Origin of the sequence: Citricoccus sp. NPDC079358, from assembly GCF_040702545.1 — a bacterium.
Lineage (GTDB): Bacteria > Actinomycetota > Actinomycetes > Actinomycetales > Micrococcaceae > Citricoccus.
On the sequence record NZ_JBFBLI010000002.1, the window covers coordinates 177,809 to 192,063 of the forward strand.

At 67.6% G+C, this 14,255-nt stretch carries 11 protein-coding genes; 6 read left to right on the forward strand and 5 right to left on the reverse strand.

Going from position 1 to position 14,255, the window contains the following annotated elements; all coding sequences use genetic code 11:
* The first annotated feature begins 8 nt into the window (after nt 1-8).
* The 4 genes from ruvB to secF all read left to right on the forward strand — a co-directional run bounded on the left by ruvB (nt 9) and on the right by secF (nt 4,696).
* On the forward strand, nt 9-1,142 hold the full coding sequence (gene ruvB, locus AB0333_RS03215; protein WP_366217315.1) for a Holliday junction branch migration DNA helicase RuvB: 1,134 nt from the start codon (nt 9-11) through the stop codon (nt 1,140-1,142).
* A gap of 207 nt (nt 1,143-1,349) precedes the next feature.
* Nucleotides 1,350-1,847 (forward strand): preprotein translocase subunit YajC, encoded by a 498-nt coding sequence (yajC, locus tag AB0333_RS03220; protein WP_366217316.1) that lies wholly within the window; start codon nt 1,350-1,352, stop codon nt 1,845-1,847.
* Nucleotides 1,848-1,907: 60 nt separating this feature from the next.
* Nucleotides 1,908-3,704: a protein translocase subunit SecD gene (gene secD / locus AB0333_RS03225; RefSeq protein WP_366217317.1), complete on the forward strand. Its 1,797-nt coding sequence runs from the start codon at nt 1,908-1,910 to the stop codon at nt 3,702-3,704.
* The gene (gene secF / locus AB0333_RS03230; protein ID WP_366217318.1) at nt 3,701-4,696 is read left to right on the forward strand and encodes a protein translocase subunit SecF; all 996 of its coding nucleotides are present in this window, start codon (nt 3,701-3,703) and stop codon (nt 4,694-4,696) included. Before secD ends, secF begins: the two co-directional genes overlap by 4 nt.
* A 220-nt stretch (nt 4,697-4,916) precedes the next feature.
* Here the strand turns inward: secF and AB0333_RS03235 are convergent, their stop codons facing one another.
* Nucleotides 4,917-5,138 carry a hypothetical protein gene (locus AB0333_RS03235; protein WP_366217319.1) on the reverse strand — a complete coding sequence of 74 codons (222 nt, stop codon included), beginning with the start codon at nt 5,136-5,138 and terminating at the stop codon, nt 4,917-4,919.
* On the opposite strand from AB0333_RS03235, the gene AB0333_RS03240 reads away from it, so the two are divergent.
* Nucleotides 5,122-7,392, forward strand: a complete 2,271-nt coding sequence (locus AB0333_RS03240) for a bifunctional (p)ppGpp synthetase/guanosine-3',5'-bis(diphosphate) 3'-pyrophosphohydrolase (RefSeq protein WP_115931417.1) — start codon at nt 5,122-5,124, stop codon at nt 7,390-7,392. The two genes, AB0333_RS03235 and AB0333_RS03240, sit on opposite strands and share 17 nt — an antisense overlap.
* 81 nt (nt 7,393-7,473) lie before the next feature.
* Here the strand turns inward: AB0333_RS03240 and AB0333_RS03245 are convergent, their stop codons facing one another.
* The gene (locus AB0333_RS03245; protein WP_366217320.1) at nt 7,474-8,181 is read right to left on the reverse strand and encodes a hypothetical protein; all 708 of its coding nucleotides are present in this window, start codon (nt 8,179-8,181) and stop codon (nt 7,474-7,476) included.
* Between the two features lie 117 nt (nt 8,182-8,298).
* Nucleotides 8,299-10,086 (reverse strand): DUF349 domain-containing protein, encoded by a 1,788-nt coding sequence (locus AB0333_RS03250; RefSeq protein WP_366217321.1) that lies wholly within the window; start codon nt 10,084-10,086, stop codon nt 8,299-8,301.
* Nucleotides 10,087-10,221: 135 nt separating this feature from the next.
* Here AB0333_RS03250 and hisS point away from each other — a divergent pair, with 135 nt between their 5' ends.
* Complete coding sequence (hisS, locus tag AB0333_RS03255; protein WP_366217322.1) at nt 10,222-11,586, forward strand: histidine--tRNA ligase; 1,365 nt, start codon at nt 10,222-10,224, stop codon at nt 11,584-11,586.
* 8 nt (nt 11,587-11,594) lie between these two features.
* Here the strand turns inward: hisS and AB0333_RS03260 are convergent, their stop codons facing one another.
* Together AB0333_RS03260 and AB0333_RS03265 are read right to left on the reverse strand one after the other, a co-directional pair.
* Nucleotides 11,595-12,032: a VOC family protein gene (locus AB0333_RS03260; protein ID WP_366217323.1), complete on the reverse strand. Its 438-nt coding sequence runs from the start codon at nt 12,030-12,032 to the stop codon at nt 11,595-11,597.
* Nucleotides 12,033-12,465: 433 nt separating this feature from the next.
* Nucleotides 12,466-13,850, reverse strand: a protein-coding gene (locus tag AB0333_RS03265; protein ID WP_366217324.1) for an IS3 family transposase whose coding sequence is annotated in 2 segments (ribosomal slippage) — nt 12,466-13,532 and nt 13,532-13,850 — 1,386 coding nt in all. Because the reading frame shifts where the segments join, the coding sequence is not laid out codon by codon here.
* Between the last annotated feature and the right edge of the window lie 405 nt (nt 13,851-14,255).

Genomic DNA, 14,255 nt, shown 5'->3' on the forward strand with positions numbered 1-14,255 from the left:
GATAGCGCATGACGGAACAGCCAGACGGCCGGATCGTGACCGGGGGGGCCGAGGTCGAGGAGCGGGAGCTCGAGACCGCCCTGCGGCCCAAGAACCTCGACGACTTCGTGGGGCAGCAGCGGGTCCGCCGGCAGCTCTCCCTGGTCTTGGAGGCCGCCCGGCTGCGTGGCCGCACCGCCGACCACGTGTTGATGTCCGGGCCGCCCGGCCTGGGCAAGACCACGCTGGCCATGATCATCGCCGCGGAGATGAACGCACCCCTGCGGATCTCGTCCGGCCCGGCCATCCAGCACGCCGGTGACCTGGCCGCCATCCTGTCCTCTCTGACGGAGGGAGAGGTGCTCTTCCTGGACGAGATCCACCGGATGTCCCGCCCGGCCGAGGAGATGCTCTACATGGCCATGGAGGACTTCCGGGTGGACATCGTGGTCGGCAAGGGGGCCGGCGCCACCTCCATCCCCCTGGAGATCCCGCCGTTCACGCTGGTGGGGGCCACCACCCGTGCCGGGCTGCTGCCCGGGCCGCTGCGCGACCGCTTCGGCTTCACCGGCCACCTCGAGTTCTACAGCACCGAGGAACTGGAACTGGTGCTGCGCCGCTCCGCCCTGCTGCTGGACATGAAGGTCAACTCCGCGGGGTTCACCCAGATCGCCAGCCGGTCCCGGGGGACGCCGCGCATCGCCAACCGCCTGCTGCGCCGCGTGCGTGACTGGGCCCTGGTCGGCGGGCTGGACCAGGTGGACTCGCGCGCCGCCTCCGCGGCACTGGAGATGTACGAGGTGGATGAGAAAGGACTGGACCGGCTCGACCGTTCCGTGCTCGAGGCCCTGTGCCGCAAATTCGCCGGGGGACCGGTGGGCCTGTCCACGCTGGCCATCGCCGTGGGGGAGGAGACCGAGACGGTGGAGACCGTGGCGGAGCCCTTCCTCGTGCGTGAGGGCCTGCTGGGACGGACTCCGCGCGGCCGGATCGCCATGCCCGCCGCCTGGGAACACCTGGGCCTGGTCCCGCCCCCCGATTCACCGGGGGCGGCGTTCTGGACGGTGCCGGCGGCGAGTGAGGGTGGGGCGGACTCCGGCCGGCCCGACCGGGCTGCGGAGGCCGGCGTGGACGGAGAGGCCGACACGCTCTTCGATTCCTGAGCTCCTGAGGCTGAGCTCCAGGGGCTCCGCTTATGCCCCCTGTTCCGGAGGTTCAGCGTCTGAAGCCCAGACCCCGGAGCTCGTGCATTTCTGGGAGATCAGTGAACATTGTGCCCCGGAAGGGCGCGTCTGAACGGACGGTGTGAACCTACCCGTAGACTAATCGGGTTGTCCTGTGCCCCGACTCTGGAATGTGGTGTCCCCGAAGTGACCCAGCTGATCGCCCCCCCGACTGCCTCGCTCGTCGCCGAAGGCGCCAATTCGGAAGGCGGTGGCGGCCTGCCGTTCGACCCCTTCCTGCTCATCATGCTCGCGATCTTCGCGTTGCTGATCTTCAGCATGTTCCGCCGCAGCAAGAAGGCCCAGCAGCAGCAGCAGCAGCTCCACCAGTCGCTCGGCCCGGGCGTGGAGGTCATGACCACCATGGGCCTGTTCGGCACCATCCTGTCCGTGGACAAGGAAGAGAACAAGGCCGTCATCGAGATCTCCCCGGGGAACACGGCCACCGTGCACCTGCAGGCCATCGGCAAGGCCGTGGATCCCGCCGCCGGCACCGCCGGTGCACACGTGGTCGGCGAGCCGGAGACCACCGTCCCGGATTCCCCGGCCGGTCTGGAAGAGGCCAATGGCGGCACCGACCGCAACGAGACCGATGGCAACGGCCCGGACGATCAGCGTCCCGGCACGGATCGCCCGTCTGCCTGACACCGTCTGATCGAGCAGACGACCTCCCTCGTCCCCGTGAACCGAAAGCCGTAGCCCTCCATGTCTGATAAGACCCCCCGGGGACGCGCCAAGCGCACCCTCTGGTGGCTCGCCGGCCTGATGGTCGCCCTGGCGGCGATCCTCGGTGTCGGCGTGGCCACCGGCCAAGCCCAGCTGGCCCCCAAGCTCGCCCTGGACCTGGAAGGCGGCACCCAGATGGTGCTCGCCCCGGAGGTCACCGGCGGCCAAGAGGTGTCCGGGGAGCAGCTCGACCAGGCGGTCGAGATCATCCGTCAACGTGTGGACGGCTCGGGTGTCTCCGAGGCGGAGATCGCCACCCAGAGCGGCCGCAATGTGGTGGTGTCCCTGCCCGGCGTCCCGGACCAGGAGACCCGCGAGCTGATCCAGGCCTCCGCCAACATGGAGTTCCGTCCGGTGATCACCATGGGTTCCTTCACCGCGACGCCGGAGGACCAGCGGACGCCGGTGGAGGAGTTCCCGGAGCCCACGGCCGAGCCCGAGAACGGCTCGGACCCGAACTGGATCACCCCGGAGCTGGCCGCCGACTTCGAGGCCTACGACTGCCCCGCCGTGCTCGGGGACGCGAACCGGGAGCCGCTGCCCACGGACGAGGCGGCGATTGTCTGCGATCCGAATCAGGGCGTGAAGTACATCGTGGGCCCGGTCGAGGTCCCGGGCACCGACATCGCCGACGCCGACTACGGCCTGGTCAACACGGCCACCGGCGTCTCCACCAACCAGTGGGCCGTGAACCTGACCTTCAACAACGCCGGCACGGACGCCTTCCGCGAGGTCACCCAGCGCCTGACCCCCTTCCAGGAGGGCGACCCGCGCAAGCAGTTCGCCATCGTCCTGGACGGCATGGTCGTCTCCGCGCCACAGTCCCAGGCCGTCATCACCGACGGCCGGGCCCAGATCTCCGGCAACTTCACCGAGGAGTCCGCCGCGGCCCTGGCGGAGCAGCTGAAGTATGGCGCCCTGCCGATCAGCTTCACCATCGAGTCCGAACAGCAGATCTCCGCCACCCTCGGTGCCGACCAGTTGCGCCTCGGGCTCATCGCCGGGCTGATCGGTCTGGCCCTGGTCGCCGTGTACTCGATCTTCCAGTACCGCCTGCTGGGGCTGGTCACCATGGCCTCCCTCGTGGTGGCGGGGGTACTGACCTATCTGGCGATCGTCCTGCTGGGCTGGTCGGACAACTATCGGTTGTCCCTGGCCGGCATAGCGGGTCTGATCGTGGCCATCGGCCTGACGGCGGACTCGTTCATCGTGTACTTCGAACGCATCAAGGACGAGTTGCGCAACGGACGCAGCCTGCCGGAGGCCGTGGAATACGGCTGGCTCCGGGCCAAGCGCACCGTCGTCGCGTCCAAGGCCGTCAACCTGCTGGCCGCCGTGGTGCTGTACTTCGTGGCGGTGGGCAACGTGCGCGGGTTCGCGTTCACGCTCGGCCTGACCGCCGTGGCGGACCTCGTGGTGGTCTTCATGTTCACCCACCCGGTGCTGCAGATGCTGGCGAACACCCGGTTCTTCGGGGGCGGGCACAAGTTCTCCGGCCTCGATCCCTCGCTGCTCGGCCGCGAACCCCTGTACCAGGGCGCCGGGAAGATCCGGGAGTTCAGGCCGGTCCCCGCCGCGTCGTCCGGCAAGGCGCCGAAGCGGAGTCAGAAGTCCTCCAAGGAGGCGGCTAAGCGGCAGACGATCGCCGAACGTCGACGGGCCGAGCAGTTCGCGGCAATCGGCGGCAGCAGTGCCGCCGACCCCGCAGCGGACGCTGCCGCCGACGCCGCTGACGGCAGTACCACCTCGACTGATCGGACGGAGGAGCCAAAGTGAGTGCACTGGCCACCTGGGGCAACGAGCTCTACACCGGCAAGCGTTCCTACCCCTTCACCACGAAGTGGAAGACCTGGTTCTCCGTCGCCCTGATCATCCTCGTGGCGGTGGTCGGTCTGACCCTCGCCCGCGGCGGCTTCAACCTCGGCATCGACTTCCGCGGCGGTTCTGAGTTCACCGTCTCCGCGGTGTCCAACACGGACGTCGTTCCCGGTGAGGACGCCGTCCAGGATGCCGTGCCGGAGGCCGAGGCCACCGTCACGAACATCGCGCCGGGCACCATGCGGATCCAGACGGACCTGCTGGACGACGATCAGACCCTGGAGGTCGCGGCGAACTTGCAGACGGCCTACGGGGTCGATCAGGACCAGGTGACCTCCAACTTCGTGGGTCCCACCTGGGGCCAGGGGGTGACGCAGCAGGCGCTGCTCGGCCTGGTCGTCTTCATCGTCCTCGTGGCGTTGCTGATGGCCGTCTACTTCCGCACCTGGAAGATGTCGCTCGCCGCGGTGATCGGGCTGCTGTACGTGGTGGCGGTGACCGCGGGCATCTATGGTGCCACCGGCTTCGAGGTCACCCCGAGTGCCATCATCGGCTTCCTGACGATCCTCAGTTATGCGCTCTATGACACGGTGGTGGTCTTCGACAAGATCCGGGAGAACACGGAGCACAACCTCGAGGAGACCACGCGGACCTTCCGGGAGAACGTCAACCTGGCGATCAACCAGACGCTGGTCCGGTCGATCAACACCTCCGTGGTGGCCATCCTTCCGGTGGCCTCGATCCTGTTCATCGGCGCGTTCCTGCTCGGTGCCGGCACGCTGCGTGACATCTCCCTGGCCATCTTCGTCGGCATCATCGTGGGCACCCTGGCCACGATCTTCATCCAAGCGCCGCTGTACGCGTTGCTGCGCAAGGGCGAGCCGAAGATCCAGGCCAATGACGCCAAGGTCCTCGAACGGCGCGAAGCGGAGACGTCAGCTGCGGCCTGACCTGCGCTGATCACCTCTGGTGGCCGGTACTCTGACTGCAGGGTACCGGCCACTTCTGGTGGTGGCCCTAGAATGGATCACTACCCGTTGAGGGTTGAGCACAGCGGTAGCGCACGAGATCTGCGCTGACCGCGGGAAGGACGGCAGCCATGGGTTCTGAGTCAGAACGGCCGCGCCCGGCCGGCCCGGGGGCCGTCCCCCACCCCACACCCAACCAGACCTATTCCTCGGCCGTGCCCAGCGGGCCGAGCGAGGACGCGGAAACCGAGGGGTCGACGTCGTCCACCAGGACTGAGGCGTCCGCGGCGCCAGAGCGCACCCCCACCGCACCGGTCACGAGCCCGGTTCCCAGCACCTCGTCCGCCACCCCGCCCGGTGCCCGGCCCAGCGGTCCGTCCGGTGCGGCGACCGCGGGCAGCCCGGCGGTGGGCGGTGCGATCATCTCACGGCGGCCCCGTAGCCGGCTGGCGCGGCTGACCGGCCGCGTCGCCAACGACTATTCGCCGATCCTGGAGCCACTGGTCCGGACCCTCAAGGTCCGCCAGCCGAAGGAAGATCTCGACCTGATCATCCGGGCCTTCGAGGTGGCCGAGAAGGCCCACGCGGGCCAGAAGCGCAAGAGCGGCGACCCGTACATCACCCACCCCGTGGCCGTGGCCACGATCCTCGCCGAGCTGGGCATGACCGGCACCACCCTGGCCGGGGCCCTGTTGCATGACACGGTGGAGGACACCAGCTACTCCCTGGAGCAGTTGCGCCGGGACTTCGGGGACGAGGTGGCCGTCCTGGTGGACGGGGTCACCAAGCTGGACAAGGTCAAGTTCGGGGACGCCGCGCAAGCCGAGACCGTCCGCAAGATGGTGCTGGCCATGGCGGACGACGTCCGGGTCCTGGTCATCAAGCTCGCCGACCGGCTGCACAACGCCCGCACGTGGCGCTATGTGGCCCCGGCTTCGAGCGCGCGCAAGGCCAAGGAGACCCTGGAGATCTACGCGCCGCTGGCCCACCGGCTCGGCATGAACACGATCAAGTGGGAGCTGGAGGACCTGTCCTTCGCAGCCCTGTACCCCAAGGTGTACGCGGAGATCGTGCGGCTGGTGGGGGAGCGGACCCCCGAGCGGGAGAAGAACCTGGCCGTGCTGCGCGGACAGATCGAGAAGGACCTCAAGGAGGCCCGGGTGCGGGCCACCGTCACGGGACGCCCGAAGCACTTCTACTCCATTTACCAGAAGATGATCGTCCGAGGGAAGGACTTCGACGAGATCCATGACCTCACGGGCGTCCGCGTGCTGGTCGACTCGGTCCGGGACTGCTATGGCGCGCTCGGTGTGCTGCACGCGAAGTGGAGTCCGTTGCCGGGCCGCTTCAAGGACTACATCGCCATGCCCAAGCTGAACATGTACCAGTCTCTGCACACCACGGTGATCGGTCCGGGCGGCAAGCCCGTGGAGATCCAGCTGCGCACGCATGAGATGCACCGCCGCGCGGAGTACGGAGTGGCGGCGCACTGGAAGTACAAGGACCAGGCGGCCCAGGGTGCCCCGTCCAGTGGGGATCAGACCCCGGGATGGCTGCGTTCCGTCATGGACTGGCAGAAGGACACCACGGACCCGAACGAGTTCCTGGAGTCGCTGCGCGCGGAGATCGACGCGGCCGAGGTCTTCGTGTTCACGCCCAAGGGCGAAGTGATGGCCCTGCCGGCCGGCTCGACCCCCGTGGACTTCGCGTACGCCGTGCACACCGAGGTGGGTCACCGCACCATCGGCGCCCGCGTCAACGGCAAGCTTGTCCCGCTGAACAGCGAACTGCACCACGGTGACTGGGTAGAGATCTTCACCTCGAAGACCGAGGGCGCCGGGCCCAGCCAGGACTGGCTCGGGTTCGTCCGCAGCCCGCGGGCCCGGAACAAGATCCGCCACTGGTTCTCGAAGGAACGCCGCGAGGAGTCCATCGAGAAGGGTAAGGAGCAGCTCACCCGCCAGTTGCGCAAGATGAATCTGCCCCTGCACCAGATGATGGCTTCGGATTCGCTCACCGAGGTGGCGGGGCAGCTGAACCTGCCGGACATCTCCACGCTCTACGCCTCCATCGGGGACGCCAACGTCTCCGTGCAGAACGTGATCGAGCACCTGCAGAAGCTGCATGCGGTGGAGGAGGAGACCGAGGAGTCCCTGGACACCTCCGCGATCCCGATCACCCGCATCGCTGCTCCGAGCAGGCAGTCGGACTCCGGGGTCATGGTGCAGGGGTCCGGCGACGTGATGGCCAAGCTGGCCCGCTGCTGCACCCCGGTGCCGCCGGACGAGATCATCGGCTTCGTCACCCGTGGCTCCGGCGTGTCCGTGCACCGCACCGACTGCAAGAACATCGACCACCTCAGGGAGGAACCGGACCGGATCGTGGAGGTCTCCTGGGCCCCCACGCAGTCCTCGGTGTTCCTGGTGGAGATCCAGGTCGAGGCGCTGGACCGCAAGTCCCTGCTCTCGGATGTGACACGGATGCTCGCGGAACACCACGTCAACATCCTCTCGGCATCGGTGAACACCTCCCGGAGTCGGGTGGCCATCAGCAAGTTCGTCTTCGAGATGGGGGACCCGAAGTACCTGAGCCACGTGCTTTCCTCGGTGCGGCGCATCGACGGGGTCTATGACGTCTACCGCACCGCCGGTCAGAGCCGCCCCATAGCGGAAGACTGAGGCCGGCCGAGGACTGAGTCCGGCGGAGAGCTCAGGCTGACGGAGAGCTCAGACAGATGGAGACCACAGGCCGACTGGACCTCAAGCCGTCAGCAGGCGCTCCAACGCCCGCCGGGCTGAAGCCATGCCGGGACGCTTCCGGCGGGATTCGAACCGGTCCCGGAGCACCGACGCATCGGTCAGCGGCAACAGGCGCGTCGCCGCGGTCATCGCCGCCGCGGCCCGGCGAGAGTCCCCGGCCCGGCGCAGCAAATCCTCGATGGTCCGCTCCACACTCGTGCACGGCAACCCGAAGATATCCACGACGTCGGCCGGCTGGCCGGCGGCGTCCGACTGCTCCAGCCGCAGTCCGACGGACAGCGGCTGCAGTGGGATCCGGTGGAAACGCTCCACGGAGGCTTCCAGCACCGCCGGTGGCGGCCCGCCCGAGAGCGCCCAGGCCGCCGTCAGGCCCATGGCCGCCCATCGGCCCGAGATGACGGGCGCCGCGAGCCGGAGCACCGCCGCCGCCCGCATCCCCGCCGCCCCCATCCTCGGTGCCGCTGCCCCCGAACTGACCTGGTCGGCCTCCACGTACAGGTCCCCGATGACATGGACGACCAGTCCGGAGAGCTCCATGCCCCGGAGCTCCGGACCGGCATAGGGCAGTCCGGGCACCAGGAACTCCACCGGCGCGGGGCCAGGGTTCGCCCCGGTCGGTCCACCGGTGAGCTGGGCGTTGGAATCAGCAGGGGATCCAGCAGCGGAACCACCAGGGGATTCAGCACCGGGTGCAGCGGTCAGGGTCACCGTCCCAGCGTGGCAGAAACAGTGGTGGCCCGGCACGGGGCCGGGCCACAACTGTGGACAATGCAAGGACTCAACGCGGGAATCCACACGGGTATCCACGCCACGTCGGCGCAGGGGTCAGCGCAGTCCCTGGGCCGACTTCTGCAGGGTCTCGAGCCACATCTTGCGGGCATCGAGTGCTTCCTGCGCCTTGGCGATGGCCTTGGCGTCACCTGTGGACTGGGCCTTCGTCAAGTCATCCTCGAGTTCAGCGACCTTGTCCTCGAGCTGGGTCAGGGCGGAGTTCGTCCGGGCCTTGGTCTCGGGATTGGTCTTGCGCCAGTGATCGTCCTCGGCGGACTTCAGGCCTTCCTCCAGCTTGCGGAACGCGGACTCCATGCGGGTGACGTCCTTGCGGGGCACCCGCCCGGCGTCCTCCCAGCGACCGCGGAGATCGTTCAGGACTTTGCGAGCGGCCTTGACGTCCTTCACGGGCAACAGCTTCTGGCCCTCGGCCAGGATCTGCTCCTTGACCTTGAGGTTCTCGCCGTATTCCTTGTCGATCTCGTCGTTGGTCGCCTTGCGGGCGTTGAAGAAGACGTCCTGCGCAGCACGGAAGCGGGCCCAGAGGGCGTCGTCCTCCTTGCGGGAGGCGCGCGGGGCGGCCTTCCACTCGTCCATGAGATCCCGGTAGGCACCGGCCGTGGGTCCCCAGTCGGTGGAGGTGGAGAGGGCCTCGGCGCGGGCGATCAACTTCTCCTTGGCGGACTTGGCCTTGGAGTTGGTGGCGTCCAGCTGGGAGAAGAATGCACGGCGGTGCTTGTCGTGCGTGGTGCGGGCGGTGCGGAATCGCTTCCACAGGCCGTCCTCGACCGATTTGCCGAGGCGGGGACCGGTCTTCTGTGCGGCCTTCCAGCTCTCAAACAGCTCGGCCATGCGGGCGCTGGCCTGCTTCCACTGCACCTGCTGAGGGTCCTTCGCGGCCAGCTCCTCGGCTTCGGCCACGATCGCCTCGCGGGTGGCCAACTGCTCGGCTTGGGCCTTCTCCAGGGCCAGCTTCTCGGCCAGCTTGAGATCGTCCAACCGGGTCTGCAGGGCCTCGACGCGGGCGCGCAGAGCGGGCATGTCGCCCACCATGCCGCGTTCGCCGATGGTCTGGCGCAGGTGGCCCAGGGTCTTCTGGATCTCGCCGGCCGGTGCACCCGTGGCCACGCGCTGCTCGAGGAGCATGACCTGGGAGACGACCTCGTCGTACTTGCGGCTGAAGTAGGCGAGGGCCTCGTCCTTGGTCCCGTCCGGGAACTGGCCGACCGGGTGCTCCTCGGCGCCGTCGATCAGGATGACGTGGCCGTCGTCGCTGACCTTGGCGAACTTCGCGGCGTCCTCGAGGGGGGTCGTGAAGCTCGGGGCCGGCATCGGCGAGGCGGGGGCGGTGGCCGAGGTGGCCTTCCCCTGGCGAACCGGGGCGGCGGGCCGCGGCAGGTTGGAGGGCTTCGGGGCCTTGCCGGGCTTCGGCGCGGCGGGGGAGGGGGCCTGCTCGCTGGGCGTGGGCTCGGCGGCGGACTGCGCCGTGGGGGCCTTGTCGGCCGGGGCCTCTTCGGTGGACGACGCCGGCTCCGGCGTGGGCGCCTCCGAGGTCACCTCGTCGCTGGGCGCGGGATCAACCGAAGGCGCCTCGGTCGCCTCAACGGAGGCCAGCACGGCCTCGGTCTCCTCCTCGGCGGCGGACACCTCTTCCTCGACCGGGGTCTCGGTTGGCACGGCGGACTCAGCGGGCTCGGCGGCGGGTTCGGTCGCCTGCTCTGCTACCTGCTCCGATACCTGTTCCGGAACCTCTGGGGCGGACTGCTCGGACGCTGCCACGGGGGCCTCGTCTGAGGTCTGCTGGGTGGACTGCTGATCGTCGGATTCTTGACTGGTGGTCACCGCTAGAACTCTCTGCTGGTGCCCTGCACCGGCGCGCGGCCGCAGGGAATAGTGGATACGGTCACGTCCAGCGTACCGGCTGGACCTAGAATGGGGAGCCGAATGTCCCCCAGCAGTTCCAACAGAAGGTGGCCCATGTCCCGCAAGGCATCCCTGTCCGGTTTCCACGAGTGGCTCCCCGCCGAACGGATCGTGGAACAGCATGTGCTGGACACCCTGCGGAACACCTTTGAGTTGCATGGATTCTCCTCCATCGAGACCCGCGCCGTGGAGACCCTCGGGCAGCTGCTGCGCAAGGGCGAGATCGACAAGGAGGTCTACGCCGTCTCGCGTCTGCAGGCCGACACGGATCAGGGAGCAGCGCGGGCTCAGGATTCTCAAGACCCGAATCGCTTGGCACTGCACTTCGACCTGACGGTGCCCTTCGCCCGCTACGTGGTGGAGAACGCCGGGCACCTGTCCTTCCCGTTCCGCCGGTACCAGATCCAGAAGGTCTGGCGTGGTGAGCGTCCGCAGGAGGGCCGCGCCCGCGAGTTCACCCAGGCGGACATCGACGTGGTCGGGGATGGCACGCTGCCGTTCCGCTCGGATGTGGACGTGGCCCTGGTGATGGCCGAGGCCCTCGGAGCCCTGCCGATCGGCGACTTCACCATTCGCATCAACAACCGCAAGCTCGCCGAGGGCTTCTACCGTGGGCTCGGTCTCGAGGACACCGCCGGGGTGCTGCGCAACATCGACAAGCTGGAGAAGATCGGCGCGGACGAGGTGTCCCGCCTGCTCCAGCACGAACTCGGTGCCACCGAGGACCAAGCCGCGCAAGCCCTCGCCCTGGCTGCCATCCGCACCGAGGACACGTCTTTCGTGGAGCAGGTCCGCGCCTTGGGGGTGACCCACGAGCTGCTGGAGGAAGGGCTCGAGGAGCTGGCCGGCGTCGTCGGGGAATTGCACCGCCGCGCTCCCGGACGCGCCGTGGCGGACCTGTCCATTGCCCGCGGCCTCGACTACTACACGGGGACGGTCTACGAGACCGTGCTGGTGGGCCACGAGCAGCTGGGGTCCATTTGCTCGGGCGGCCGCTATGACGCTCTGGCGTCCAAGGGAAATCGCACGTTCCCGGGCGTCGGGCTCTCGATCGGCGTGACCCGACTGATGATGCGGATGTTCTCCCAGGACATGGCGCGCGCCTCCCGTTCGGTGCCCACAGCCGTCTACATCGCCCTGACGCACGACGACGACTGGTCGGCCGCCCAGGACACCGCGCAGTTCCTGCGCGCCCGGGGGATCCCCGCCGAGGTGGCGGTGTCCGCCGAGAAGTTCGGCAAGCAGATCAAGTACGCGGACAAGCGCGGCATCCCATACGTCTGGTTCACCTCCGTGGGGGAGGACGGGGCGGCGACACACCAGGTCAAGGACATCCGTTCCGGAGAACAGGTGGACGCTGACCCGGCCACCTGGACGCCCCCGGCCGAGGACCTACGGCCTCAGGTCCTGGAGAACTGAGCTCCGGGTCAGGACTTCGTCAGCTCCTGGGCGAGCATCACGAGGATGCCGCTGGGGCCTCGGACGTAGGTGAGCTTGTACACGTCCTCGTAGGTCGCCACGCCCCGGAGCGGGTGGCAACCGTGCCGCGCGGCGATCTCGAGGGCCTCGTCGAGATCATCCACGGAGAAGGCGACGCGGTGCATCCCGATCTCGTGCGGCTGGGTGGGTTCCGTCTCGATGGCCTCGGGGTGGAGGTACTCGAAGAGCTCGAGGCGGCCGCTGCCGTCCGGCGTCTGGAGCATGGCGATGTTGGCGTGATTTCCGTCCAGGCCGACGGCGGTGTCCGCCCACTGACCACTGACCGTGTCCCGTCCCAGGACGATCAGTCCCAGGTCGGTGAAGAAGGCGATCGTCGCCTCCAGGTCCCGCACGGAGATGCCGACGTTCTCGAACTTGATGGACATGAGTTGGATCCTGGAGTAGAGGGGGAGGAAGGAGATCCGGTGATCCGGCCTGGAATCGCCATGATCTCACCCCATGGCTGCGGCGGGATAGATCTGCCGACATCCATAACAGGTCTGGTGTCAGCGAGTCATAGTGGACCTGTTCCCCATCCTCCCGTGTGTGAACCAGTGCGTGCGTCTCGCCGAGCTCTGCGCAGGACCGACCGAGGTGCCCGTGCCCGGTAGGGACAGGCACCTCGGTCATGATCTCGGCGATCAGAGCCGGGAGGGGACCGTCAGGCACGCCTCAATCACCAGAGGCGGTGTCCCAGCCGTAGTCGGGGTAGTCGAAGAAGTCATCTCCATCGAGGGTGTTGATCCAGGGATGACGCCCTTCCCGTAGCGGGATCGGAATTTTTCAAGTCAAGCGGTACCAAGGTGTGTTAGGCGGCCGTTAGGCTGCGGCTTTTTCGGTGGTGGTCTGGGGTTGGTTGATCCATGCAGGGCCGGGGAGGTCCAGGATCTTGGGATCGTCGGTGTTGCTGAATCGGTTCGGGTGCTTGGCTCTGGCCGCGGCCAGGGTCTGTGATCGCTTCTGCGCGACACCGTCGGCGAAGCCGTAGTGCACGTTGGCGGGAGTGTGGAACCCGATGCCGGAGTGCTGGTGGTGATGGTTGTACCAGTCCACGAATTCACTGATGAAGGCCCGCGCATCGCCCAGTGAGGCGAAGCGCTCGGGGAAGGTCGGCCCGTACTTCATGGTCTTGAACAGGCTCTCGCTGTAAGGGTTGTCGTTGCTTACCCGGGGCCTGGAGTGGGATCGGGTGACCTCCAGATCAGACAGCAGCGCGGCCACGGTCTTGGAGGTCATCGAGGTGCCGCGGTCGGCGTGGACGACTTGAGGGATGCCATGGATACCGAAGATCTCCCGCATCATCTCCACCGCCAAGGCCCCGGACTCGGAGGCGTGCACGTGCGCGCCGACGATGAACCGTGAGTGGATGTCCACCATCAGGTAGCAGTCGAAGTACTTGCCCTTGACCGGGCCGGCCAGCTTCGTGATATCCCACGAGAGCACCTGCCCCGGGGCGGTGGCCACCAGCTCCGGGATGGCCCTCGGCGGGTGCGTGGCCAGCCGGCGTCGTTCAGCGACCTGCTCGTTCTCGGCCAGCACCCGGTAGAACGTAGAGACCGAACCCAGATAGATCCCCTCGTCCAGCAGCTTCGTATAGACCTGCAACGGTGCCAGGTCCACGAACTCCGGGCAGTTCAAGACGGCGAGGATCTCGGCCCGCTCCGCGGCACTGAGCTTGTTCGGCGGCACCACCGACGGGTGATCTCGAGCCGCTGCTGGCTTGCGGTAGATCGTGGTCCGCGAGACCCCGACCAGGGCCGCCGCCTGCCGGGTAGAAACCTTCAGCTCCACCAGCTGGTGGTAGGCGTTGGTCATTTCTTCTTGGGCCTGGGCTCGTGAGGTGAGTTCTCGATGGCGTTCTCGAAGAACGCCGAGAGTTTTCCCATCACCTCCAAGGCTGCCTCGGTCTGCTCCAACCGGCTCTCGCTCACCCCTAGCTGGCGGCGCAGACGCGCGATCTCGGCCTGCTCCGGCGACAGCTTCCCGATCTTCTGGCCGGCCGTTTTGCCGTCCAGTACCCCGGCATCGCGTAGTTTGCGCCACTCGGTGATCTGGGAGGAGTACAGTCCCTGTCCCCGCAGGAAGGCGCTGCCCTCCTGACGGGTGCAGGCCTGCTCGTACTGGGCCAGATACTCGAGTTTCTGCGCCGGGGTAAAAGACCTTCGAGGCCTCGGTCCACCGGCGCGGGGTCCGGGACTACTCATGGATCCATCTTGGCCCACTTCGGCCAAAGCTAGATTCGACATCATGATCGGATTCCTGATTCTCGCCCTACGCGATCGAACTGATCTGCTCTGTCACCGTGGTACCGCTCCAGCCTGACACGTAGGGGATCGGCATCAGGGACGGTAGGCCACGCGGCTGATCCACACGAGGTCGTCCTCGGCGAACTCCTCGGCGACGACGATGCCGAGGACCTCCTCACTGGCGAGCTCCTCAAGGTCGGCGGCCATGTGGAGGATTTGGGCGCGAAAGTTGGGCGGCCAGGTCGCCATGCATGATCGAGGCGGGCCAGTGATGCCGTAAGAAAGGATGTCGTGTTCGATCGGCTCAGTCATCCGTGGGCTCCGGGGCAAGGTCGAGATGGATGCGGAAACCGCCAGGGCGCC